This is a genomic window from Halorubrum halodurans (assembly GCF_002252985.1).
In the GTDB taxonomy this organism is placed as follows: Archaea; Halobacteriota; Halobacteria; order Halobacteriales; family Haloferacaceae; genus Halorubrum; species Halorubrum halodurans.
In genome coordinates this window covers 13879-34860 of the sequence record NZ_NHPJ01000131.1, presented here as the reverse complement: position 1 = coordinate 34860, position 20982 = coordinate 13879, and the positions used below count along the sequence as shown (strand labels likewise).

Here is a 20982-nt window from a genome sequence, read left to right as displayed (position 1 = left end):
GTTCGATCGGGAGGGTATCAACTCTTGGCTTCCGTCCCGGTCGCGCGGCCCCGCGGTCGGCGGCTCCGGCCCGACGGGGGCGTCGCCGGGCGCTCACGGCCCCCAGTCGAACGCGTCGGCCGCGTCGCGGTCGGCGCCGCCTCCCGCCTCGTCGCGGTCGGCGGCGGGGCCGGTCCCGTCGCGATCGTCGTTCCCGTCACCGCCGCCGTCGACGAGGGAGTCGAGGTCGACGGCGCCGACCGCCTCGGGCACCGAGGCCGCGGTTCCGGGGACGGACCGTCCGGTCTGGACCGCCGGGTCGGCCTCGGGCGGGACCTCGGTTGCGGGCGACCCGGCCGCCGACTCGTCCGGCGCCTCCGCGTCGGCGACGGGGTCGGCGGCCGGAACCGACGATCGCGCGTGCTCGATCACGTCCCCCGCCCCGAGACCGTACAGCGTGTGGACGACGACCCGAACCGCGAACACGCCGCCGACCCCGACGAGGAGCGGAACGAACGGCGCCGCGAGGACGTATCCGGTGAGCAGCGTGACCATCGCCAGCGACCACGCGACGGCGTACTCCCCCGAGAGCGCGACGCTGCCGACCGCGGCCGGCCGGAGCCCGTCGCGGAGCCGACCCTCGGCGGCGAGCGCGGAGAGCGCCGCCGGCCTGACGTACGCGAACGCGACCAGGTACGCGAGCGAGACCACGGCGACGAAGGCGCCGACGATCCCGTACACCGGCGCAGCGGGCGGCACCGCCGCGTCGACGCCGGCGACGCCCGCCGGGTCCGTTCCCGCGACCGACTCCGCGACCGGCGCCGGATCCACCCGACCGAGTTCGACGAACGCGCCGGCGACCCCGACCGCGGCCAGTCCGACGACGAGCGGGAGGAGGTACGCGGCGGTGAGCAGCGCGGAGGCGACCCCGTCGCGGTAGAGCCGCCCCCATCGAACGAACGGCGGGGCCTCGGGGGAGGCGTCCGCCGCGGACCCGATCCGGGAGCCGGTCCCGGCCTCGTCGGCCGCCCCGATCCCGACGGCGACCACCCGCAGGAGGTACCCCCGCCCGATGAACGCCGGCGCGAGCGCGATCGGCGCGGCCAGGACGAGGACGGGCGCGGAGAGCGTCCCGATCACCCAAAGCGGCGTGAGGACCCACGCGAGAAGCGTCAGCACCGTCCCGACGATCAGCGTTCCGGCCGCGTCCGCGGATCGAAGCGGCGTCGCCAGCGCGGCCCGGAGCATACCGATCGTTCCCTCGGAGGGAGTATAAATCATGTCGGAGATGCGGGGACGCACCGGGCGCGTCCCGCCCGGCGGGCGACGGATCGTCCGGCACCCTTCGATTGTAAAACAGATGACTGAAAGATCGTTCACCGAGCGTTTATGCCCCGTGCCGGTGTAGATCCTCCCGGCCGCGCGGGACAATCGTGTGCCTCTGACAGAGCCGATATCGGCCGTCACAGCCGACGGCCCCCGTCAGCGGCTTTCCGCTCGCGTTCTCGACCGCGTCCCCGCTCGAACCGCTCCCGGAGCGGCGCGCCGGTACCGATTTATCCCGTCCGGCCGACCCACCGGTATGAGCGACGACGAGCCGACGAGCGGGGTCGAACCGGCCCTCCGAAGCTACGGCATCAGCGTCGAGTCGATCGACGCCGGCGACCCTCTCGAGGTGACGTACATGACCGCCTTCCCCGGCCGCGAGGTCCACCGCCGCGAGATCGGGCGGGCGCTGAACGCCCTCATCGACCGCGCGGAGGCGGACGCGTGGGATCCCGTCCGGGTCGAGGCGACCGTGATCCGCTCGCCGGGCGACCCGCTCGGGACGTGGACCGCCGAGCCCGCCTGGTTCGAGGGGCTTCTCGCCGACGATCTGACCGAGACCGAGTTCTCGACGCGCGTCCTGGAAACGCTCACGCACGTCGGGGACGGCGGCGACGCCGACGCCGACGCCGACGGAGAGATCGAGGAGGACCGGACGCCGTGACCCGACGCGACCCGGTGAACCGCGCCCAGCGGCGGCTCGCCCGGCCGCCCCGCGAGTCCTTCTCGACGCGCGACCTCTCGTTCGACGTCGACGGGGAGACCTGTCGGGGGACGCTGTACCTCCCGAGCGGCGACGACGGTCCGCCGGTCGTCGTCATGGCACCGGGGCTCGGCGCGGAGCGGAGCTTCGGCTACCCCGCGGTCGCCGAGCGGTTCGCCGACGCCGGCTACGCCGCGTTCTGTTTCGACTACCGCGGGTTCGGCGACTCCGACGGCGGTTCCCGGTCGGTCCATCCGGGTCGACAGCGCGCCGACTACGCGGGCGCGCTCGACCGGCTCGACCGCGTCGACGCGGTCGGCCGGGAGCGGGTCCTCTGGGGCGCGTCGCTGTCGGCGGGACACGTCCTGACGCTCGCGGCCGAGCGCCGGGACGTCGACGCCGTGATCGCGGTGACGCCCCTGCTCGACGCGCGCGCCGTCGCCTCGGCCCGCGGCGCCGGGTACCTCGTCCGGTCGGGGCTGGCGGGTCTCCGCGACCTGCTCGGCCACCGGCTCGGTCGCGGCCGGACGGTCCCGATCGTCGGCGGGACCGACGAGCTCGCGGCGATCACCGAGCCGGGAACGAAGCGCGGCTACCTCGACCTCGTCGACCGGGAGTCGACCTGGCGGAACGAGACGCCGGCCCGGTCGCTGCTGCGGCTCGTCGGCTACCGACCGGGCGAGCGGCTCGCGGAGATCCACGCGCCGACGCTGCTTCTGGCGGGCACCGACGACCCGGTCGTCCCGATCGAGTCGGTCCGGGAGGCGGCCGAGGACCTCCGACGCGGCACGGTCGTCTCGATGCCCGCGGACCACTTCTCCCCGTTCGGGGCCGACTTCGAGCCGGCGGTCGGCCACCAGCTCTCCTTCCTCCGGGACGCGCTCGACGGGTAGCGGAACCGGAACGCGTCGGGCCCCGACGGGAGCGGCCGGGTGTGCCATTTATGCCCCCGAACCGCGTACGCCGACGCATGACCGTCGTCGCCCTGTTGAGCGTCGCGCCGGTGATCGAAGGGAGCATGGCCGAGGAGGTCGCCGAGGCGGTGGCGGCCCTCGACGACTTCGACGTGAGCTACGAGACGAACCCGATGGGGACCACCATCGAGGCCGACGACGTCGACACGCTGCTCGACGCCGTCGGGGCCGCCCATCGGGCGGTCGACGGCGACCGCGTCTCGACGTTCCTGAAGATCGACGACAAGCGGACCGTCGAGACGACGGCCGACCGGAAGGTCGAGGCCGTCGAGGAGCACCTCGGACGCGCGGCGAGGCGGGAACGCTGATCGGCTCGGGCCGGCTCGCGGCGCCCGGCTCACAGCGGCCGACGCGCCGCCCCGGCGGCGTCGCCGCGCCCCGGCCCGTCGTCGACGAGGGCGGACCGGACGCACCAGCGGCAGTAGCGGTACCCCGACCGGTTCCTCGCGCCGCAGTTCCCACAGACGACCGTCTCCTCGTCGGTCTCGAGCGGCGGCGGGTCGTCGATCGCCGGGTCCGCGGGCGGCGAGCGCGCGTCGGCCGGCGCGTCGTCGCCGTCGGTCGGCGGCGTCCGCCGCTTGGCGAGCACCGCGTCGAACCCGGTGTGATCGTCGTCCCCCGGCGTCCCCTCCGCGTCGGGCGCGTCGCCGGGACCGCGCTCCCGGCGGGCGAGCGTCCACGCGACCGCCACGTTGATCAGGAGCATCCCCGCCAGCAGCGCGGCGAGCAGTGCCACCGACATATGTGGTACGTTACCACTCGACGCTATTATGCTCGGCGGTCGGATCGGCCGCGTCCCCGACACACTTAGTGATCCGCGTCGAAGGGTCGACGCATGTCGGAGATCATCCACACGAACGCGGCCCCGGAGGCGGTCGGCGCGTACAGCCAGGCGACGACGAACGGCGACCTCGTGTTCACCGCCGGGCAGATCCCGCTGACGCCGGAGGGAGAACTCCTCGCGGACGCCCCGATCGCCGAGCAGACCGAGCAGGCGCTCGACAACCTGCTGGCGGTCCTCGCGGAGGCGGGCGCGGAGCCGGAGGACGTGCTCAAGACGACGGTCTTCCTCGGCGACATCGACGACTTCGAGGAGATGAACGAGGTGTACGCCGACTACTTCGACCGCGCGCCGCCGGCGCGATCGGCGGTCCAGGCCGGCGCGCTCCCGAAGGGCGTCGGCGTCGAGATCGAGGCGGTCGCGAGCGTGGAGTAGAGATGAGCGGGGGCGGCGAGGAGCGTGATCGGGACGGCGCGCCCGCCGGCGACGCGCCGGGGCGTCCCGCCACGAGGCGGAACCGGCTGCGTTCGGCGGCGCTGTGGGGAGCGATCGGCGGGTTCGCGTTCCTCGTCGCCGCGCAGGGATACCTCCTCGTCGGCGGCTCGCTCCCCTTCGGATACGCGTGGCTGTTCGGCCTGGCCGCGACCGTGGCCGGAGCCACTCTCGCGCTGGCATACGTCGCGGAACACCGGATCGCTCGACGGGGGGCGAAAAGAAGGACTTAACAGTCCCACCGGATTACGTCCGAACGAGCCAGGATGGCCGAGTGGTAAGGCGCACGCCTGGAAAGCGTGTTCCCTTCCGGGATCGGGGGTTCAAATCCCTCTCCTGGCGTTTTCCACGAACGACACGGCGAGCGGAGCGAGCCGTTCGTCGAAAACCGAGACTGAGGGGAGTGCCCCCGCGCGACCGCGGGCCTGCTCCCCTCCCGGCGCCGCTCCGGAGCCCGCTCCCGCGCCGCGGTGTTTCAACGGACGGACACAACCTTCATGTGTGTGGGTAGTGTTGACACGGTTGACGATGCCAGACACGAAATCGGGTCGCGAACGGAAGGGGAGAGGGAAACGCCAGCAGCTCGAAGACCACCTCGCCCGACGGGAGCTCGAGGCCGACGACGAACCGCCGGAGCCGACGCTCGAGACGGTCGACTCGGAGTATCTCGACGAGCCCGGCGAGCCGGCCGCCGAGTAGCCCCCCGGCGACTCGATCGGACCGCCCTCCTACTGTTCGCCGAGGATCGACGTCAGCTCGCTGAGTGCCCCCCTCGGGTCCTCCCTGATCCCCCGACGGAGCACCTCGCCGATCCTCGACCGTTCTCCGAACCACGTCGCCGTCGGCGGCTCGTGGATCCCGTTCTCGGCCATGAACCGGATCGCCGGCTCGTGTGGCGCGTACGGGGACGACGCCGCGTCGTCCACGGAGAACGGGTCCCCGTTCATCGTGGGGAGCCGCCCGTTCGCGACGAGCAGCGATCCGACGGCCGCCGACCGGAACCCCCGAGCGACCGCGAGCGCCTCGCCGAGCAGCTCCGTGTTGGGGTTGACGGCGACGTACTGGCCGTACAGCGTCGTCCGCGACCCCGCCGACCCCGTGGGCAGCGGCATCACGCCGAGCGTCTCGGGGTCCACGTCGCCCGAACGGCCGACCGCCACGGTGAGCGGGAGCAGTGCGGCGACGGCGTCCCCGGCGAGGAACCGGTTCATCACCTCGCCGAAGCCGTAGTCGAGCACCGCCTCGGGGGACGTCTGCTCGACGGGCGGGTCGGCCCTGCCGCCGCCGAGCGCGAGGTCGTGGAGGACGTTCGCCGCGCGAACGCCGGATCCGTCCCCGATCGCCACCGTGGCGTCGTTCGCCGGCGCCGTCTCCCCCCGCTCGTAGTAGGACCCGCCGAACCCGGCCAGCACGCCGGTGAACGTCGAGGGGAGTCGCTGCGGCCGGCCGCTCCAGACGAACCCGGCGTCCCGCCGGGCGGTGGCGACCGCCCGCGACCAGTCGGACCAGGTCGGCGGCTCGGTCATCCACCCCTCGTCGTCGATCCCGGCCTCCCGGAACCGCGGCCGCCGGTAGACGACCGCCTGCGGCATGAACGAGTACGGCAGCGCGTGTGCCTCGCCGTCTCCGGGGTGCCGCGCGACGACGTCGAGGGCGGGGAACGTCCCGTCGATCACCTCCCCGATCCGGTGGGTGTCCGCGTGTGCCGAGAGCGGCTCGGTCGCGTCCCTCGAGAAGACCCGCCCGAGCTCCCAGCCGCTGACGAGGAACACGTCCGGGTTCGGTTCGCCGGCCTCGATCCGGGAGAGGATCTCGTCGATCGGTCTGGTGCCGTCGTCGTCGGAACGGACCTCCACGTCGACGGCGTCGGGAACGTCCGACTCGTCGATCGCTTCCGGAAGGTCCTGTAGCCACTGGGAGTACCGGGCGTCGACGGTGACGGTCCCGCCAGTGACCTCGGTCGCCGCCTCCGCTTCCGGTTCCGGTCCGGACTGAGTCTCCGATTCGGTGCCGGTATCGGTCCCGGATCCGGAGTCCGAGCCGGACGTCCCCGTTCCGTCCTCGACGGCCCGAAGCGCCGGCTCGTTCCGATCCATCGCGACGAGCCCGCCCGCCCCGACGCCGGCGAGCGCGAACGCGCCGATCCCGTACTTGAGGAACGACCGTCTGGAGCCGCCGCCGTCGGAGCCGGAGGCAGTCGCGTCCGCGGGCTCCGCCGCGGCCCCCGTCCCGTCGCCGCTCTCGGCGCTTCCGGTCCCGGCCGCCTCGCCGTCCGGATCCCCGCCGTCGTCGTCGTCCGTCGCGGCCGCGGGTTCCGCCGCGGCCGCGCCCTCGGCCTCCGTCCCCGCGTCCGACTCGTCGGCGTCCGGTTCCTCGGGCGTCGGCGCGACGGTCGCGGCGAGCGCGTCGGCCTCGCGGTCGCTCGTGTCGACGACCGGGACGGCGTCGAGGAGGTCCCGTCCGAGGGGGTACGTCGTCGCGAATCGGTCGGCCGGATCGCCCTCGGTCGCCCGGCCGACCGGTCGCACGGCCCCCTCGGGGAAGTCGTCGCCGAGCGCGTCGGCGTCGATCCCCTCGCGGATCGCGTCGGCCAGCGCCGTCGGATCGTCGGCGTCGACGCCGGGAAAGGGCGAGCCGGAGCCGAGCGCCGCGGCCGCGAGCGCGCCGATCCGGTAGACGTCCGTTCGCTTCGAGGCGTGGTCGCCCGCGAGCTGCTCGGGCGCGGTGTACGGGGTCGTCGGGGGGTCCTCGACGAGCCGGCTGAGTCCCCAGTCGTCGACGACCGCGACCGGCCCGTCGGCGTCGGCCCGGAAGGAGAGACAGTCGGGGTGGAGCGCGAGGTGACAGGGCGTCGAGCCGTACCGGGAGTAGGTCCGGAGCACCTCGCAGACGTCGAAGAGCAGTTCGACCCGCGTCCGCGGGTCGCACGCCCGCGCGGTCTCGAGAGTGGTTCCGGCGGCCCACGCCTCGAGCTCGTCGGGGACGTACTCGACGGCGACCCACGGCTCGGGGTCGGTCCCCCAGTCGAGCAGGCCGCGGACGGTTCGTCGCTCGTCGACGGTCCCCCACTGGCGGGCGAGCGAGTCGAACCGGTCGTACCGGTCGCTCGGGACCGTCCCGGTCGGCGTCCGGATCGCGACCGGCGATCCCTCCTCGTCCGTCCCGCGATACGTCGTCCACCGGGGGGTCTCGTCGACGCGGTCGCCGACCGACCACGTCCCGTTTCGTCCCTCCACGGGGCCCTCCAACCGGTCCATACGCCGTCGTTTTCGGCGCCGCCTAATAACGGGTAGGCATCGATCTCACGAGTGATACGGGAGTTATAAAGCGGCCGGCTCCCGGTCGCGTCCGTCGGGGAAAATCCATGAGAATAGTCAACACTATTCTCGGTTTACGGGCGTGCCGTCGGCAGGTTTCGTCGTCCGCGGCCGCGACTCCGCCGACGCGCGCGGCGGAGCCGTTTGCGATAGGTTTATATAGAATCACAAACAATCGAACGCTGTATGAGCCAGCGAATGCAGCAGGGTCAGCCGATGATCATCATGGGCGACGACGCCCAGCGCGTCAAGGACAAGGACGCACAGGAGTACAACATCTCCGCGGCGCGCGGCGTCGCCGAGTCCGTACGGTCGACGCTCGGGCCGAAAGGGATGGACAAGATGCTCGTCGACTCGATGGGCGACGTCACCATCACGAACGACGGCGTCACCATCCTGCAGACGATGGACATCGACAACCCGACCGCCGAGATGATCGTCGAGGTCGCCGAGACCCAGGAGGACGAGGCCGGCGACGGCACGACGAGCGCGGTCGCCATCGCGGGCGAGCTCCTCAAGAACGCCGAGGACCTCCTCGAGCAGGACATCCACCCCACCGCCGTGATCAAGGGCTTCAACCTCGCGAGCGAGTACGCCCGCGAGCAGGTCGACGAGGTCGCCACCCCGGTCGACGCCGACGACACGGAGACGCTGAAGAACGTCGCCGAGACGTCGATGACGGGCAAGGGCGCGGAGCTCGAGAAGGACGTCCTCGCGGACCTCGTCGTCCGCGCGATCCAGGAGGTCACCGTCGAGGCCGAGGACGGCTCGAACGTGGTCGATCTGGCGAACCTGAACATCGAGACGCGGACGGGTCGCTCGGCCGGCGAGTCCCGGCTGCTCTCCGGCGCGGTCGTCGACAAGGACCCGGTCCACGACGACATGCCCACCGACTTCGAGGAGGCGAGCGTGCTCCTCCTCAACGAGGCCATCGAGGTCGAGGAGGCCGACGTCGACACCTCCGTCAACGTCGACTCGCCCGATCAGCTCCAGAAGTTCCTCGACCAGGAGGAGGAGCAGCTCCGCGAGAAGGTCGACCAGATCGTCGAGAGCGGCGCGGACGTCGTCTTCTGTCAGAAGGGGATCGACGACCTCGCCCAGCACTACCTCGCGAAGGAGGGTATCCTCGCGGTCCGTCGGACGAAGAAGTCCGACATGAAGTTCCTCAAGAACGTCCTCGACGCGGCGATCGTCACCGACCTCGACTCGCTGTCGAGCGAGGACGTCGCGGTCGGCTCCGTCACCCGTGACGCCGACGAGGAGCTGTTCTACGTCGAGGGCGAGGACCCCCACGGCGCGACGCTGCTGCTGTACGGCTCCACGGAGCACGTCGTCGACGAGCTCGAGCGCGGCATCAACGACGCGATCGACGTGGTCGCGACGACCGTCTCCGACGGCCGCACGCTCCCCGGCGGCGGCGCGATCGAGGTCGAGATCGCGAGCCGGCTCCGCGACTACGCGGACTCCGTCTCCGGACGCGAGCAGCTCGCCGTCGAGGCGTTCGCCGACGCCCTAGAGCTGATCCCCCGCGTCCTCGCCGAGAACGCCGGGCTCGACTCCATCGACCTGCTGGTCGACCTCCGCGCGGCCCACGAGTCGGGCGACGCGAACGCCGGCCTCAACGTCTTCACCGGCGAGGTCGAGGACACCTTCGAGGCGGGCGTCGTCGAGACGGCCCACGCCAAGGAGCAGGCGATCGCCTCCGCCGCCGAGGCCGCGAACCTCGTGCTCAAGATCGACGACATCATCGCGGCCGGCGACCTCTCCACCTCCGGCGACGACGACGAGGGCGGCGCCGGCGGCATGGGCGGTATGGGCGGCATGGGCGGCATGGGCGGCGCGATGTAAGCTTCGGCAGGTAGCGCCCACGCGACCCCGTCGACCGCCGCACCGCCGACGACCACCGCTTCCCGACCCCCGCGCCGGCGTTTTTTCCCGACCGTCGTGACGTCGACAGCCGCGCCGCCGATCGTCACACCGCCGACCGCGCCGAGCCGTCCGCCGACCCGGCGGGTTCCGTCGGTCGAGGGCGCTCCGCGTCGTGATAATCGGCCCCCAAACGTCTTGTGCCGACGACGACGACTCGGCGCAATGACTGGGGCGACCGCCGTCTCCGTACTCTACGTCAACGACGACGCCGACCTCCGCGATCTCGTCTCCCGGCGGCTGGAGCGCGAGAACGACCGTCTCGACGTGCGGACCGCCGAGTCGGTCGACGCGGCCGAGCGGATCCGGTCGCGGAGCGACGTGGACTGTATCGTGAGCGACCACCACATGCCGGACCGGACCGGCGTCGAGTACCTCCGGTCGATCCGGCGGGACGGCGAGGAGATCCCGTTCGTCCTCTTCACCGAGACGGGCGACGAGGAGGTCGCGAGCGAGGCCATCTCCGCCGGCGTCACCGACTACGTCATCCACCGGGCGATCGGCGATCCCTCCCCGCTTCTGGCGCGAAAGGTGCTCTCCGCGGTCGAGCACGAGCGAACCCAACGACGGATCGACCGGACGTCCAGACAGCTCCGGTCGGTCGCCGAGGCGACCGACGACGCGCTGTGGATCTTCTCGGCGGACTGGCGGGAGCTCCACTTCATCAACTCCGCGTACGAGTCCGTCTTCGGCCAGCCGGTCGAGGCGCTCCGGGCGGAGCCGCGGTCGTTCCTCGACCGGATAAACGACGAGGACGTCGACCGCGTCGAGCGGGCGATGGGGCGCGCCTCGGCGGGAGACCACGTCCGGATCGAGTACCGCGTGAACACGTCCGCGGAGCTCCAGTCGTGGGTCGAGTCGCGGTGCATCCCCGTCACGGACGAGCGGGGCGACGTCGACTTCATCAGCGGGTTCAGCCGGGACGTCACCGACCGGAAGTACTACGAGGCGAGCCTCGTCGAGAAGAACGAGCAGCTGGAGCAGTTCGCGTCGACGGTCGCGCACGACCTGCGGAACCCCCTGAACGTCGCCGACGGGAACGTCGACCTCGCGAGGGAGGAACGGGACGATCCCCGCCTCGAGACCACCGCTCGGGCGCTCGCGAGGATGGACGAGCTCATCGACGACCTGCTCACGCTCGCGAAGCGGGGGGCGGCGATCGACGAGCGATCGGCGGTCCCGTTCGAGTCGCTGGTTCGATCCGCGAGCGAGAACCTCCTCCTGCCGGAGGCGACCCTCGAGATCGTCGGGTCCGGGACGCTCCGGTGTGATCCGGACCGGACCGGGGAGGCGCTCGAGAACCTCCTGCGTAACGCCCTCGACCACGGCGGCGAGTCGGTGACCGTCACCGTGGGCGTCCTCGATGGGCGGAACGGCTTCTACGTCGCCGACGACGGGCCGGGGATCCCGGAGTCGGAGCGTGAGACGGTCTTCGAGCGGGGCCACACCACCTCGGAGCACGGCAGCGGCTTCGGGCTCGCGATCGTCGACCAGGTCGTCGCGGCACACGGCTGGGAGATCGAGGTCGTGACGGGATCCGACGGGGGTGCCCGGTTCGAGATCACCGGCACCGATCTCGAACCGGCGGACTGCGACGGGCCGGAGCCGGCGGGTCCCGAGTCGTAGCGGCGGACGCCCGCCCCCGGTCACGCGGCTCCCCAGCCGCGACCGACTCCCTCGGGGCCTCGGACTGCTTCAGCACGCATAAGTACCCCTCCGGAAAGAGTTGCGACATGCAGACGCTGCTCCTCAACGGCGACGACGTCGACGAGAACGCGCGGATGGATCGCGTCATCGAGGCGGTCGAGGGCGCGTTCGCCGCCTACGAGCGCGGCGACGCCCAGATGCCGCCGAAGTCGTACATCGACCTGCCCGAGTACAACGGGGACTTCCGGTCGATGCCGGCGTACATGGACGCCGGGGACTGGGACGCCGCCGGGATCAAGTGGGTGAACGTCCACACGGACAACCCCGACGACCACGACCTCCCCACCGTGATGGGGACGATGATCTACTCGGACCCGGAGACCGCCTTCCCGCTCGCGATCATGGACGGGACCGAGCTCACGATGAAGCGGACCGGCGCGGCCGCCGCCGTCGCGACCGACCACCTCGCGGTTCCGGACGCGAGCTCGATGGGGATCGTCGGCGCGGGCGTCCAGGCGTACACGCAGCTCGAGGCGATCGCCGCGGTGCGCGACATCGAGGAGGTCGTCGTGAGCGACCTCGACGAGGAGCGCGTGGCGAACTTCATCGACGCCTTCGAGGACCGCTTCGACGTGCGCGCGGGCTCGATCTCGGAGGCGGGCCACTGCGACGTGCTCTCGACGGTGACCCCCGTCGAGGACCCGATCGTCGGCCCCGACGACGTGGGCGAGCACACCCACGTCAACGCGATGGGTGCCGACGCCGAGGGCAAACACGAGCTGGCCGACGATCTCCTTCTCGACGCGACGGTCGTCATCGACGACCACGCGCAGTGTACCCACTCCGGCGAGATCAACGTCCCGTACGCCGCGGGCGTCCTCGGCGACGACGACGTCTACGGCGAGATCGGCGAGATCGTCGTCGGGAACCGCGCGGGACGGGCGGGTGCCAGGGGGACGGGCGAGGACGGCGTGACCGGCGTCACCGTCTTCGACTCGACCGGCCTCGCGATCCAGGACGTCGCGGCCGCCCGCGTCGTCTACGAGGAGGCCGACGACAACGACAACGGCTACCCGTTCGACCTGCTCGGCCTCGCGGAGTAGGCGGACGCACGGAGCCGACCCCGCGCCGCGTCCCGACCGGCGCGACGCCGCGTCCCCGGCCGCGTGATTTTATACCGTCGCGTCCCACCGACGGGTATGCGACTCGTCAGCGTCGCGGCGGTGGCGGAGAACGGCGTGATCGGCGACGACGGCGAGGTCCCCTGGCCGCACATCGAGGCCGACGTCCGCCAGTACCGAGAGCGGGTCGCGGACTCCCCCGTCATCCTCGGGCGGCGCACCTTCGACTCGATGCGCGACGACCTGCCCGGCAGCCGCCAGATCGTCGTGAGCCGGAGCGTCGAGGCGGTGGACGTGCCGAGCGCGGTCGTCGTCGACGGGGTCGAGACGGCTCGCGAGGCGGCCCGCGGGATCGTCGAGAGCGGGGAGTTCGCGGACGACGCCGTCTACGTTCTCGGCGGCGGAGCGATCTACGGGCTGTTCCAGCCGTATCTCGACGGGATGGCGCTCAGCCACGTGAAGGGACGCTACGACGGTGACACGCGATACCCCGAGTGGGACGAAACGGAGTGGGAGGTGTGCTCGGAGACCGACCACGACCGGTTCACGCTGCGGGAGTGGCGGAGGCGGCCGGCGAGCGACTGACGCGTCACTCCTCGACCCGCTCGGCGAAGCCGAACCGGGGCTTGACGTCGGTGACGGCGACCGCGAGCGTCTCGCCGGGGGCGGCGTCGCCGACGAACAGCGAGTACCCCTCGACGTACGCGATGCCGTCGCCCTCGTCGCCGACCTCCTCGACGGTGACCTCGATCCGGTCGCCCTCCTCGACGGGGGCGGCGGTGAGCCCCTTGGCGACGAGGTACACCTCGGAGGAGGAGTCGCGCGAGGCGGGCGGCGAGACGGTCCGGACGTACTGGAACTCCGCGGCGACCTCGTCGCGGAACGCGTCGAGGTCCTCGCCCTGGAACACCTTCACGACGAAGTCACCGCCGGGCGCGAGCAGCTCCTCGGCCACGTCGAACGCCTGGCGTGCGAGGTGGACCGACCGGGCGTGATCCAGCGAGTACTCGCCGGTCATGTTCGGGGCCATGTCGCTCACGACGACGTCGGCGCCCGCCTCCCCGACCGCCTCGCGCAGGTAGTGGCGGGTGCGCTCCTCCGTCATGTCGCCGCGGATCGTCTCGACGTCGTGGTCCGCCAACTCGTCGATCCGCTGGAGGTCGACGCCGACGACGGTGCCCGCCTCTCCGACCGCCTCCGCGGCCACCTGGAGCCAGCCGCCCGGCGCGGCGCCGAGGTCGACGACGGTGTCGCCGGACGAGAGGAGGTCCGCGTCCTCGTCGAGCTGTTTCAGCTTGTAGGAGGCGCGGCTCCGATACCCCTGCTGTTTCGACCGGTTGTAGTAGTCGTCCTTGCCGCTCATTTGGTCCCCGTAGGCCCGCGGACGGTTTATCGGCGTCGTTCGGGAGCGCTCGGCGGGATCCGGCGAATCGGCCGGGGATCGCGGACGCGGCCGACCCCGGCGGGCCGTTAGAGTCAAACGGTCACGCGTGCCAGGTGCGGGTATGAGCGTCGAAGGGAGAGAGCGGACCGTGCGGTGTCTGGTCGCGAAGGTCGGACTCGACGGCCACGACCGGGGCGCACACGTGATCGCGCGGGCGTTCCGCGACGCCGGCTTCGAGGTGGTCTACTCGGGGCTCCACCGGGCGCCCGAGGAGATCGTCCAGGCCGCGGTCCAGGAGGACGTCGACGTCCTCGGCATCTCGATCCTCTCGGGGGCGCACAACACCCTCGTGCCGAAGGTGATAGACGGGCTCGAAGAGTACGGCGCGTTCGAGGACACCCTGGTCCTCGTCGGCGGGATCGTCCCCGAGGACGACGTGGCGGAGCTGAAGGACCTCGGCGTCGCGGAGGTGTTCGGGCCGGGGACGCCGATGGCGGAGACGATCGAGTTCGTCCGGAACAACGTCCCGGACCGCGAGTAGATGGAGGGGCCCGACGCGAACCAGGGGGCGGGCTCGACCGGGGACGGAGCCGACGCTCCCGACCGAACGGTCGCGCTCCGCGACGGCGACGCCGCCCTCCTCGAGCGGCTCCTCTCCGGGGAGCATCGGGCGCTCGCCCGCGTCATCACCCGGATCGAGGAGCGGGAGCCCGGATACCGCGGGCTCGTCTCGGCGCTGTACGACCACACGGGCGGGGCGGACGTGATCGGCGTGACGGGCGCGCCCGGCGCGGGCAAGTCCACGCTCGTCGACAAGCTCGCGGCCGCCTACCGCGACCGCGGGGACACCGTCGGGGTCGTGGCCGTCGACCCCTCCTCGCCGTACTCCGGCGGCGCGGTGCTCGGCGACCGGATCCGGATGGCCTCGAACGTCGGCGACATGGACGTGTTCTTCCGGTCGATGAGCGCGCGCGGCCAACTGGGCGGGCTCTCGATGGCGACCGCGGACGCGGTGAAGGCGCTCGACGCCTTCGGGAAGGACGTGGTCGTCATCGAGACGGTGGGCGCCGGACAGAACGAGGTGGACGTGGTCCGCACCGCGGACACCGTCGCGGTGCTGGTCCAGCCCGGCTCCGGCGACGACGTCCAGACGTTGAAGGCGGGGATCTTGGAGATCGGCGACGTCTTCGTCGTCAACAAGGCCGACGTGGACGGGGCGGAGCGCGCCCTCGCGGAGCTGGAGGAGATGGTCCACAGACGGGAGGGCTCGACCGCGACCCCCGGAGCCGACGCGGGCCATCACGGCCCGCCCGGCCCCGGCGTCCCGGACGCCGAGGGCTCGGCGGGTGCCGACTCCCCGGAGGCGACCGTCGACCGCGAGGACGCCGAGGCCTCCGGCTGGACCCCCGAAGTGTTGGGAACCGTCGCGGAGACGGGCGAGGGCGTCGAGGAGCTGATCGCCGCGTTCGACGCGCACGCGGCCCACCTCCGCGAGTCCGGCGAGCTGACTCGGACCAGACGGCGGCGGTACGCCGAGGAGATCCGGACGCTGGTGCGCGCGGACGTCGGCGCGCTCGCGACCGAGGCGATCGAGCGCCGGGGCGGGATCGAGGCGCTCGCGGACCACGTCCGACGGAAGGAGGCGGATCCGTACGGCGTCGCGGCCGGGATCGTCGACCCGATCGCGGCGTGTCTCGAGGACCGCGACGACCCGGCCGACGGGTGGCCGGGGAAGCCGAACGAGCCCGGCGACGACTCCACGTGAATATAAGTCGCCGGCGAACCAACGGGATTCCATGAGACTCAGGAACCTCGCCGGGACGGCCCTCCTCGGCGTCGGCGCGATGGCGGCGGCGAACGTCGGCCTCCGCTACGAGGGCGAACTGGAGTCGCCGCTCGTCGGCGACGACGGCACCTTCCGCTGGCGCGGGATGGACGTCGCGTACACCGAGGGCGGCGACCCGGCGGATCCCGACCTCGTGCTCCTCCACGGGATCAACGCCGCCGGCTCCTCGGGGGAGTGGCGCGAGGTCTTCGGCGACCTCACCGCCGACCACCACGTCGTCGCGCCCGACCTGCCGGGCTACGGGCGGTCGGACCGTCCGCCGCTCCGGTACTCGGCGGCGCTGTACGAGGACTTCGTCGGGGACTTCCTCGCCGAGTTCGACGAGCCCGCCGTGGTCGCCTCGTCGTTGTCGGCGGCGTACGCGGCCGGGGCGCTCGCGGGCGACTCCGCGAGGGGTGACCTCGAGGCGAGCGGCTTCGTCGGCGTCTGTCCCACGGCCGTCGCCGGACCGAGCCCGCCGAAGCCCTGGCTCCGGGAGCTGCTCCGGTCGCCGCTCGTCGGTTCGGCGGCCTTCAACCTGATCGCCTCGAAGCCCTCGATCCGGTACTTCAACGCCGACCACGGCTACTACGACCCCGACGCCCCCGCCGAGGAGTGGGTCGACTACGAGTGGCGGACCAGCCACGTCGAGAACGCGCGGTTCGCGCCGGCGTCGTTCGTGTCGGGGTACCTCAACAGCGACGTCGACCTGGCGGCCGCGCTCGCCGACCTCGAGGTACCCCCCACGATCGTGTGGGGCCGCGAGGCCGACGTGAGCCCGCTCTCGGACGGCCGCGATCTCGCGGACGCCTCGGGCGCGCGGCTCGTCGTCTTCGATCGCGCCGCGCTGTTGCCGCACGTCGAACACCCGAACCGCTTCCTCGAGACCGTTCGCGAGAGCCTCGTCGCGGGCGCGACCGCCTGACGGGTCGCGCCCTCGCCTCCCGGCCGGGTGCGCCGTCGCTATCAGAACTGAATAGCGGGGAGCAAGCGGTTTAGGTCGCCTCGGCGGAGACCGGGACATGACCGATGACCCGTTTCGCGTGCTCTGTGTCGACGACGAACCCGGACTCGCGGCGCTCGTCGGGACGTACCTCGAGCGAGGCTGCGGGCTCGACTGCGAGACCGCCGTCGAGACCGACGCGAACGCGGCGCTCGACCGGATCCGTGCGGAGGCGTTCGACTGCGTCGTCGCCGACTACGACATGCCCGCCCGGACCGGCGTTCAGCTCCTCTCGGCGGCGCGCGAGACGCGTCCGGAGCTGCCGTTCCTGCTGTTCTCGGGGACGGGGCCCGACGAGATCGCGGCCGAGATGGTCCGCGTCGGCGTCACCGACTACGTGGGGAAACGCGGCGGCAGCGAGGCGTACACGGCGCTCGTCCGCCGGGTCGAACACGCGGTCGACGCGGACCGGAACGCGGGCGACGACGGCGGCTTCGACGGGGACGGCACCGAGGCCGGCGTCGACCGGGAGGCGATCTCGTTCGACGGCGTCTGTACGGTCGCGCCGGACGGCACCTTCGAGTACGTCGGCCGGGAGTACGGCGACCTGTACGGCTACGACCCCGACGACCTGGTCGGCGAGCGCTGGCAGCGGCTCCACCCCGCCGAGGAGGTCGAACACATCCGGACCGACGTGCTCCCGGCCGTCATGGAGAGCGACCGATGGACCGGACGGAGCATCGGGCTCCGGGCGGACGGGAGCACGTTCCCCGAGTCGAAGATGGTGAGCACGACGAGCGACGGACGCCTCCTCATCTCGGTGTCGGAGCGCGGCGGGTCGGGCGTCACCGCCGACGACTGAGCCGGAGACGCTCTCGCTCCCGGCTCACTCGTCGCGGCGCACGTACAGCGTCTTCCGACAGGTCGCGTGGACGGTCCCCGCCTCGTCGACGAGCGAGACCGCGTACTCGCGGTCCGTCGACTCCCCGGACGCGAGCGCCTCCCGGATCGCGTCGGCCTCGTCGGGCGCGAGCTCGAACTCCGCGTACAGCGTCCCGCGGCCGGGTTCGATGAACTCGATCGCGGCCGACTTGTCCCAGACGGTGAACCCGTCGCCGAGGACCCGCCTGAGCATGGTCATGTACACCGGATCGAGCGCGCCGTAGAGGCTCCCCCCGAAGGTCACGCCGAGGCCGTTCCGCGTCCGCCAGTTGAACGGGATCCGCACGCGGACGTACCGCCACGCCGCGCCGATGTGGTCGACGCGGCCGCCGGTCCCGCGGTAGGCGGGAAGGAGGTTGAACGCGTGCCGCCACAGGCGGGTTCGGAGGCTCTCGGCCGGGGGGTCCGGATCGATCGGCCGCGGCTCCGGGTCGCGGTCGATCCCGGTCGAGGAGTCGCTCACGTCGTATCGACGCGCGGCCGGGGGCAAACGCGTGTCGGAACGCGGACCAACTCGCGGGAGGTTGTCGGTCCCGAACGACGTGGGTGTCACGCTTTTGTTCCGCGGGGCCGTTCCGGCGGTATGCGAACCGAGACCGTCGGGGACCCCGAGGATCCGGACCTCGTCTGCCTGCTCGGCTGGGGGAACCGGCCGGACCACGAGAACGTGCGCTGGCTGCTGGAGACGCTCGCGGCCGACTCGTACGTCCACGCGATCGAGATCCCGACGGTCGTCTCCTCGTTCGAGCGGGAGTATCTGGCTCCGGTTCGCGAGCACGTCGCCGACCTGGACGAGTACCGGCTCGTCGGTCACTCTACCGGGGGGCTGATCGGCGCGTACCTCCGCGGGTCCCACGCGCCCGCGACCCGGACGTACCTCAGCCCGTGGTGGGGGATGTCGCCGGAGTCGACCGGGCCGCTTCTCGACGCGATCTGCCGGGTCCCGACGCGCAGATCGGTCGTCCCGGCCGGAACTGCCGATCGCGACGCGCTCGGCGAGCTCGCGACGGACCGACAGCTACGGGAGGGGCCGGACCGCGCGGCCCCGACGTTCCTGCGGGAGGCCCGCCGGGCACAGGCCGGCCTCGCGAGGATCGATCCGGATCCGGACGCGGTGGCGGTCTGTACGCTGACGGACCCGATCGTCGACCCGCGGCGCGTCGGAGACCGGATCCCCGCGGACCGCACCGTCCTCTACGACGGCGGCCACGAGCTCTTCTCGTCGCGGTCGCGGGAGGCCCACGCCCCGACGCTTCGGGCGGTCGTTCGCGAGGGATCGGCGGGGGTTCGGTGAGTCCGCCGGTCCGGCCGCCTCCTCCGCCCCGAAACCGGTATCCCCGCGCGTCCGCAACCGGACACCGATGGAGTGTGACAAGTGCGGGACCGACGCGATCCACCACGCCGCCTACTCGGGGGCGCACCTCTGTGGCGAGCACCTCTGTCGCTCGGTGGAGAAGCGCGTGAAGCGTCGGATCCGGGAGGACGGACTGCTCGACCCCGACGCGACTCCCGACGAGCCGGACCGGTGGGTGATCGGGCTCTCGGGCGGGAAGGACAGCGTGGTCCTCACCCACGTGCTCGAGGACGTGTTCGGGGCGGACCCGCGCGTCGAGATGCTCGCGCTCACGATCCACGAGGGGATCGAGGGGTACCGCGACGAGAGCCTCGACGCCTGCGTCGAGCTCGCCGAGGGCCGCTCGATCCGCCACGAGGTCGTCTCCTACGACGACGAGTTCGGCGTCCGCATGGACGACGTGGTCGAGACGGACCCGGAGGACATGGCCCCGTGTGCGTACTGCGGCGTGTTCCGCCGGGACGTGCTCGAGCGATACGCCGAGGAGTTCGACGCCGACAAGCTGCTCACCGGCCACAACCTCGACGACGAGGCACAGACCGCGCTGATGAACGTCCTCGAGGGCGACGTCCGGCAGGTCGCGAAACACTTCGACGCCTCGCTCGGCCCCTTCGACGAGCGTGGCGAGACCGACGCGTTCGTCCCGCGCGCCAAGCCGCTGCGGGACGTGCCTGAAAAGGAGATCGCCCTCTACTGTCACGTCCGCGACCTCCCGGTCCACATGGCCGAGTGTCCCCACGCCGCCGAGGCGTACCGCGGCGAGATCCAGTCGCTGATCCACGACCTCGAGGAGAACCACCCCGGCACGCGCCACTCGATCATGGCCGGCTACGAGGAGCTGTCGGGGATCGCCGCCGAGCGATATCGCGACGACGACGACGGAACCGACCGCGACGACGGCGACGGCCGGTCGCTTCGCGAGTGTTCACGGTGCGGCTCGACGACCAGCCGCGAGGTGTGTCGGAAGTGCCGGCTGCTCGAGTCGATCGAGGCGGCGTCGTAGCTCCGGCTCGAGCGAGCGAAAAACGCGGTGAACGGACCGTTCCGGGAGTGCCGCCTCAGCGGATGACGTCGAGGCCGTTGTTCTTCTCCACGGGCTCGGTGCCGCCGTCGGACTCCCAGGCGGCACGCTCGGAGCCGCCGGATCCCTGAACGCCGTTCGTCGCCTCGGCCGCCCGCGACCGGGAGTCGCCGAGGTCGTCGGTGTCGACCGCCGCGCGGGACTTGTCGGCCTGCTTCTGGGTCGACGGGCCGAGCACCTGCGCGCTCTGGACGCCCGTCATGATCGCCATGACGCGGACCTTCCCCTTGTACTCGTCCTGGATGCGAGCGCCCCAGATGACGTTGGCGCTGGCCTCCAGCCGCTCGGTGATGTTGTTCGCGATCCCCTCGGCCTCCTTCAGCGTGAGGTCGGGGCCGCCCGTGATGTGGACGAGCCCGCCGGAGGCGCCGCGGTAGTCGACGTCGAGGAGGGGATGGTTCATCGCGTCGTTGACCACCTCCTGCGTCTTGTTCTTGTCCTGGGTCTCGCCGACGAGCATGACGGCCACGCCGCCCTGGTTCATGATGGTGGACATGTCGGCGTAGTCCAGGTTGATGAGGCTCGGCTGGGTGATCGTCTCGGAGATCCCCTTCACCGTCTCCGCGATGATCTGGTCCATCACGGAGAACGCCTTGCCGATCGGCAGGTTCGGGACGTAATCGAGCAGGCGGTTGTTGTCGAGGACGATGATCGAGTCGGCCTCGTTGCGGAGGCTCTCCAACCCCTCCTCGGCTTTCACCGTGCGGGCGCGCTCGACGTTGAACGGCGTCGAGACCATCCCGACGACGATCGCGCCCTGCTCTTTGGCGATCTTCGAGACGACGGGGGCCGCGCCCGTGCCGGTGCCGCCGCCCATCCCGGCCGTGACGAAGACGAGGTCGGCGTCGCCGAGCACCTCCTTGATCGTCCCCTGGGCCATCTCGGTCGCACGCTCGCCCATCTTGGGGTCGCCGCCGGCACCCAGCCCCTGCGTGAGCGACTTGCCCACGAGGATCTTGGTGTCGGCCTCGATCATCTTGAGGTGCTGTTTGTCCGTGTTGATCGCGACGGTGTCGGCGCCGTCGACGCCGATGTTGTATAGGCGGTTGACGGTGTTGTTGCCGGCGCCGCCGGCACCGACGATGACGATCCGGGGGTCCCCGAACTCGTCGTCGTCCATGTTGGCGTCCATCTCTCGCTTCTCCGCTTCCGCGTTGTCGAGGGCGTCCTGGACGAGATCCTGCATC

General features: G+C 71.8%; 22 protein-coding genes and 1 tRNA gene. 17 read left to right on the top strand and 6 right to left on the bottom strand.

The features are described from left to right. Positions 1 to 93 precede the first annotated feature (93 nt). Positions 94 to 1227: a DUF4013 domain-containing protein gene (locus DJ70_RS14805; RefSeq protein WP_094534327.1), complete on the bottom strand. Its 1134-nt coding sequence runs from the start codon at positions 1225 to 1227 to the stop codon at positions 94 to 96. A gap of 334 nt (positions 1228 to 1561) precedes the next feature. Between DJ70_RS14805 and DJ70_RS14800 the strand changes: the two genes are divergently transcribed. The 3 genes from DJ70_RS14800 (at position 1562) to DJ70_RS14790 (ending at position 3290) form a co-directional block, all read left to right on the top strand. Continuing rightward, positions 1562 to 1969, top strand: coding sequence for a hypothetical protein (locus DJ70_RS14800; RefSeq protein ID WP_094534325.1), 408 nt, complete (start codon positions 1562 to 1564; stop codon positions 1967 to 1969). Further along, positions 1966 to 2901, top strand: coding sequence for an alpha/beta hydrolase (locus DJ70_RS14795; RefSeq protein ID WP_094534323.1), 936 nt, complete (start codon positions 1966 to 1968; stop codon positions 2899 to 2901). Before DJ70_RS14800 ends, DJ70_RS14795 begins: the two co-directional genes overlap by 4 nt. A 77-nt stretch (positions 2902 to 2978) precedes the next feature. Further along, on the top strand, positions 2979 to 3290 hold the full coding sequence (locus DJ70_RS14790; protein ID WP_094534321.1) for an MTH1187 family thiamine-binding protein: 312 nt from the start codon (positions 2979 to 2981) through the stop codon (positions 3288 to 3290). Positions 3291 to 3319: 29 nt separating this feature from the next. On the opposite strand, the gene DJ70_RS14785 is transcribed toward DJ70_RS14790, so the two are convergent. Beyond that, complete coding sequence (locus tag DJ70_RS14785) at positions 3320 to 3724, bottom strand: DUF7577 domain-containing protein (protein WP_094534319.1); 405 nt, start codon at positions 3722 to 3724, stop codon at positions 3320 to 3322. Positions 3725 to 3817: 93 nt separating this feature from the next. Between DJ70_RS14785 and DJ70_RS14780 the strand changes: the two genes are divergently transcribed. The 4 genes from DJ70_RS14780 (at position 3818) to DJ70_RS17535 (ending at position 4954) form a co-directional block, all read left to right on the top strand. Further along, a complete protein-coding gene (locus tag DJ70_RS14780) occupies positions 3818 to 4198 on the top strand; it encodes a Rid family detoxifying hydrolase (protein ID WP_094534317.1) in 381 nt (126 codons plus the stop codon). A gap of 2 nt (positions 4199 to 4200) precedes the next feature. Then, positions 4201 to 4488 carry a hypothetical protein gene (locus DJ70_RS14775; RefSeq protein ID WP_094534315.1) on the top strand — a complete coding sequence of 96 codons (288 nt, stop codon included), beginning with the start codon at positions 4201 to 4203 and terminating at the stop codon, positions 4486 to 4488. Positions 4489 to 4515: 27 nt separating this feature from the next. Further along, positions 4516 to 4597, top strand: a tRNA-Ser gene (locus DJ70_RS14770). A gap of 186 nt (positions 4598 to 4783) precedes the next feature. Further along, entirely contained in the window at positions 4784 to 4954 is a 171-nt protein-coding gene (locus tag DJ70_RS17535) for a hypothetical protein (RefSeq protein ID WP_179234073.1), read from the top strand. A gap of 29 nt (positions 4955 to 4983) precedes the next feature. Here DJ70_RS17535 and DJ70_RS14765 read toward each other — a convergent pair whose 3' ends face one another. After that, entirely contained in the window at positions 4984 to 7512 is a 2529-nt protein-coding gene (locus DJ70_RS14765) for an extracellular solute-binding protein (RefSeq protein ID WP_094534313.1), read from the bottom strand. Positions 7513 to 7770: 258 nt separating this feature from the next. Between DJ70_RS14765 and thsB the strand changes: the two genes are divergently transcribed. The 4 genes from thsB to DJ70_RS14745 all read left to right on the top strand — a co-directional run bounded on the left by thsB (position 7771) and on the right by DJ70_RS14745 (position 12851). Next, the gene (gene thsB / locus DJ70_RS14760) at positions 7771 to 9420 is read left to right on the top strand and encodes a thermosome subunit beta (RefSeq protein ID WP_094534387.1); all 1650 of its coding nucleotides are present in this window, start codon (positions 7771 to 7773) and stop codon (positions 9418 to 9420) included. 243 nt (positions 9421 to 9663) lie between these two features. Further along, positions 9664 to 11124 carry an ATP-binding response regulator gene (locus tag DJ70_RS14755; protein ID WP_094534311.1) on the top strand — a complete coding sequence of 487 codons (1461 nt, stop codon included), beginning with the start codon at positions 9664 to 9666 and terminating at the stop codon, positions 11122 to 11124. 107 nt (positions 11125 to 11231) lie between these two features. Continuing rightward, positions 11232 to 12248, top strand: a complete 1017-nt coding sequence (locus tag DJ70_RS14750) for an ornithine cyclodeaminase family protein (protein WP_094534309.1) — start codon at positions 11232 to 11234, stop codon at positions 12246 to 12248. A 96-nt stretch (positions 12249 to 12344) separates the two neighbouring features. Then, on the top strand, positions 12345 to 12851 hold the full coding sequence (locus DJ70_RS14745; protein ID WP_094534307.1) for a dihydrofolate reductase: 507 nt from the start codon (positions 12345 to 12347) through the stop codon (positions 12849 to 12851). A 4-nt stretch (positions 12852 to 12855) separates the two neighbouring features. Here the strand turns inward: DJ70_RS14745 and DJ70_RS14740 are convergent, their stop codons facing one another. Beyond that, the gene (locus DJ70_RS14740; RefSeq protein ID WP_094534305.1) at positions 12856 to 13629 is read right to left on the bottom strand and encodes a 23S rRNA (uridine(2552)-2'-O)-methyltransferase; all 774 of its coding nucleotides are present in this window, start codon (positions 13627 to 13629) and stop codon (positions 12856 to 12858) included. A 142-nt stretch (positions 13630 to 13771) separates the two neighbouring features. Between DJ70_RS14740 and DJ70_RS14735 the strand changes: the two genes are divergently transcribed. The 4 genes from DJ70_RS14735 to DJ70_RS14720 all read left to right on the top strand — a co-directional run bounded on the left by DJ70_RS14735 (position 13772) and on the right by DJ70_RS14720 (position 17280). Next, positions 13772 to 14191: a cobalamin B12-binding domain-containing protein gene (locus DJ70_RS14735; RefSeq protein WP_094534303.1), complete on the top strand. Its 420-nt coding sequence runs from the start codon at positions 13772 to 13774 to the stop codon at positions 14189 to 14191. Then, the gene (gene meaB / locus DJ70_RS14730; RefSeq protein ID WP_094534301.1) at positions 14192 to 15415 is read left to right on the top strand and encodes a methylmalonyl Co-A mutase-associated GTPase MeaB; all 1224 of its coding nucleotides are present in this window, start codon (positions 14192 to 14194) and stop codon (positions 15413 to 15415) included. 31 nt (positions 15416 to 15446) lie between these two features. Continuing rightward, complete coding sequence (locus DJ70_RS14725) at positions 15447 to 16400, top strand: alpha/beta fold hydrolase (RefSeq protein WP_094534299.1); 954 nt, start codon at positions 15447 to 15449, stop codon at positions 16398 to 16400. A gap of 97 nt (positions 16401 to 16497) precedes the next feature. Next, complete coding sequence (locus DJ70_RS14720; RefSeq protein WP_094534297.1) at positions 16498 to 17280, top strand: response regulator; 783 nt, start codon at positions 16498 to 16500, stop codon at positions 17278 to 17280. Between the two features lie 24 nt (positions 17281 to 17304). Here DJ70_RS14720 and DJ70_RS14715 read toward each other — a convergent pair whose 3' ends face one another. After that, complete coding sequence (locus tag DJ70_RS14715; RefSeq protein ID WP_094534295.1) at positions 17305 to 17823, bottom strand: DUF4442 domain-containing protein; 519 nt, start codon at positions 17821 to 17823, stop codon at positions 17305 to 17307. Positions 17824 to 17943: 120 nt separating this feature from the next. On the opposite strand from DJ70_RS14715, the gene DJ70_RS14710 reads away from it, so the two are divergent. Next, positions 17944 to 18654 carry an alpha/beta hydrolase gene (locus DJ70_RS14710; protein ID WP_094534293.1) on the top strand — a complete coding sequence of 237 codons (711 nt, stop codon included), beginning with the start codon at positions 17944 to 17946 and terminating at the stop codon, positions 18652 to 18654. Positions 18655 to 18721: 67 nt separating this feature from the next. Further along, positions 18722 to 19717 carry a tRNA 2-thiolation protein NcsA gene (ncsA, locus tag DJ70_RS14705; protein WP_094534291.1) on the top strand — a complete coding sequence of 332 codons (996 nt, stop codon included), beginning with the start codon at positions 18722 to 18724 and terminating at the stop codon, positions 19715 to 19717. A 55-nt stretch (positions 19718 to 19772) separates the two neighbouring features. Here ncsA and ftsZ read toward each other — a convergent pair whose 3' ends face one another. Beyond that, positions 19773 to 20981, bottom strand: a complete 1209-nt coding sequence (gene ftsZ, locus DJ70_RS14700) for a cell division protein FtsZ (protein ID WP_094534289.1) — start codon at positions 20979 to 20981, stop codon at positions 19773 to 19775. Position 20982 lies beyond the last annotated feature (1 nt).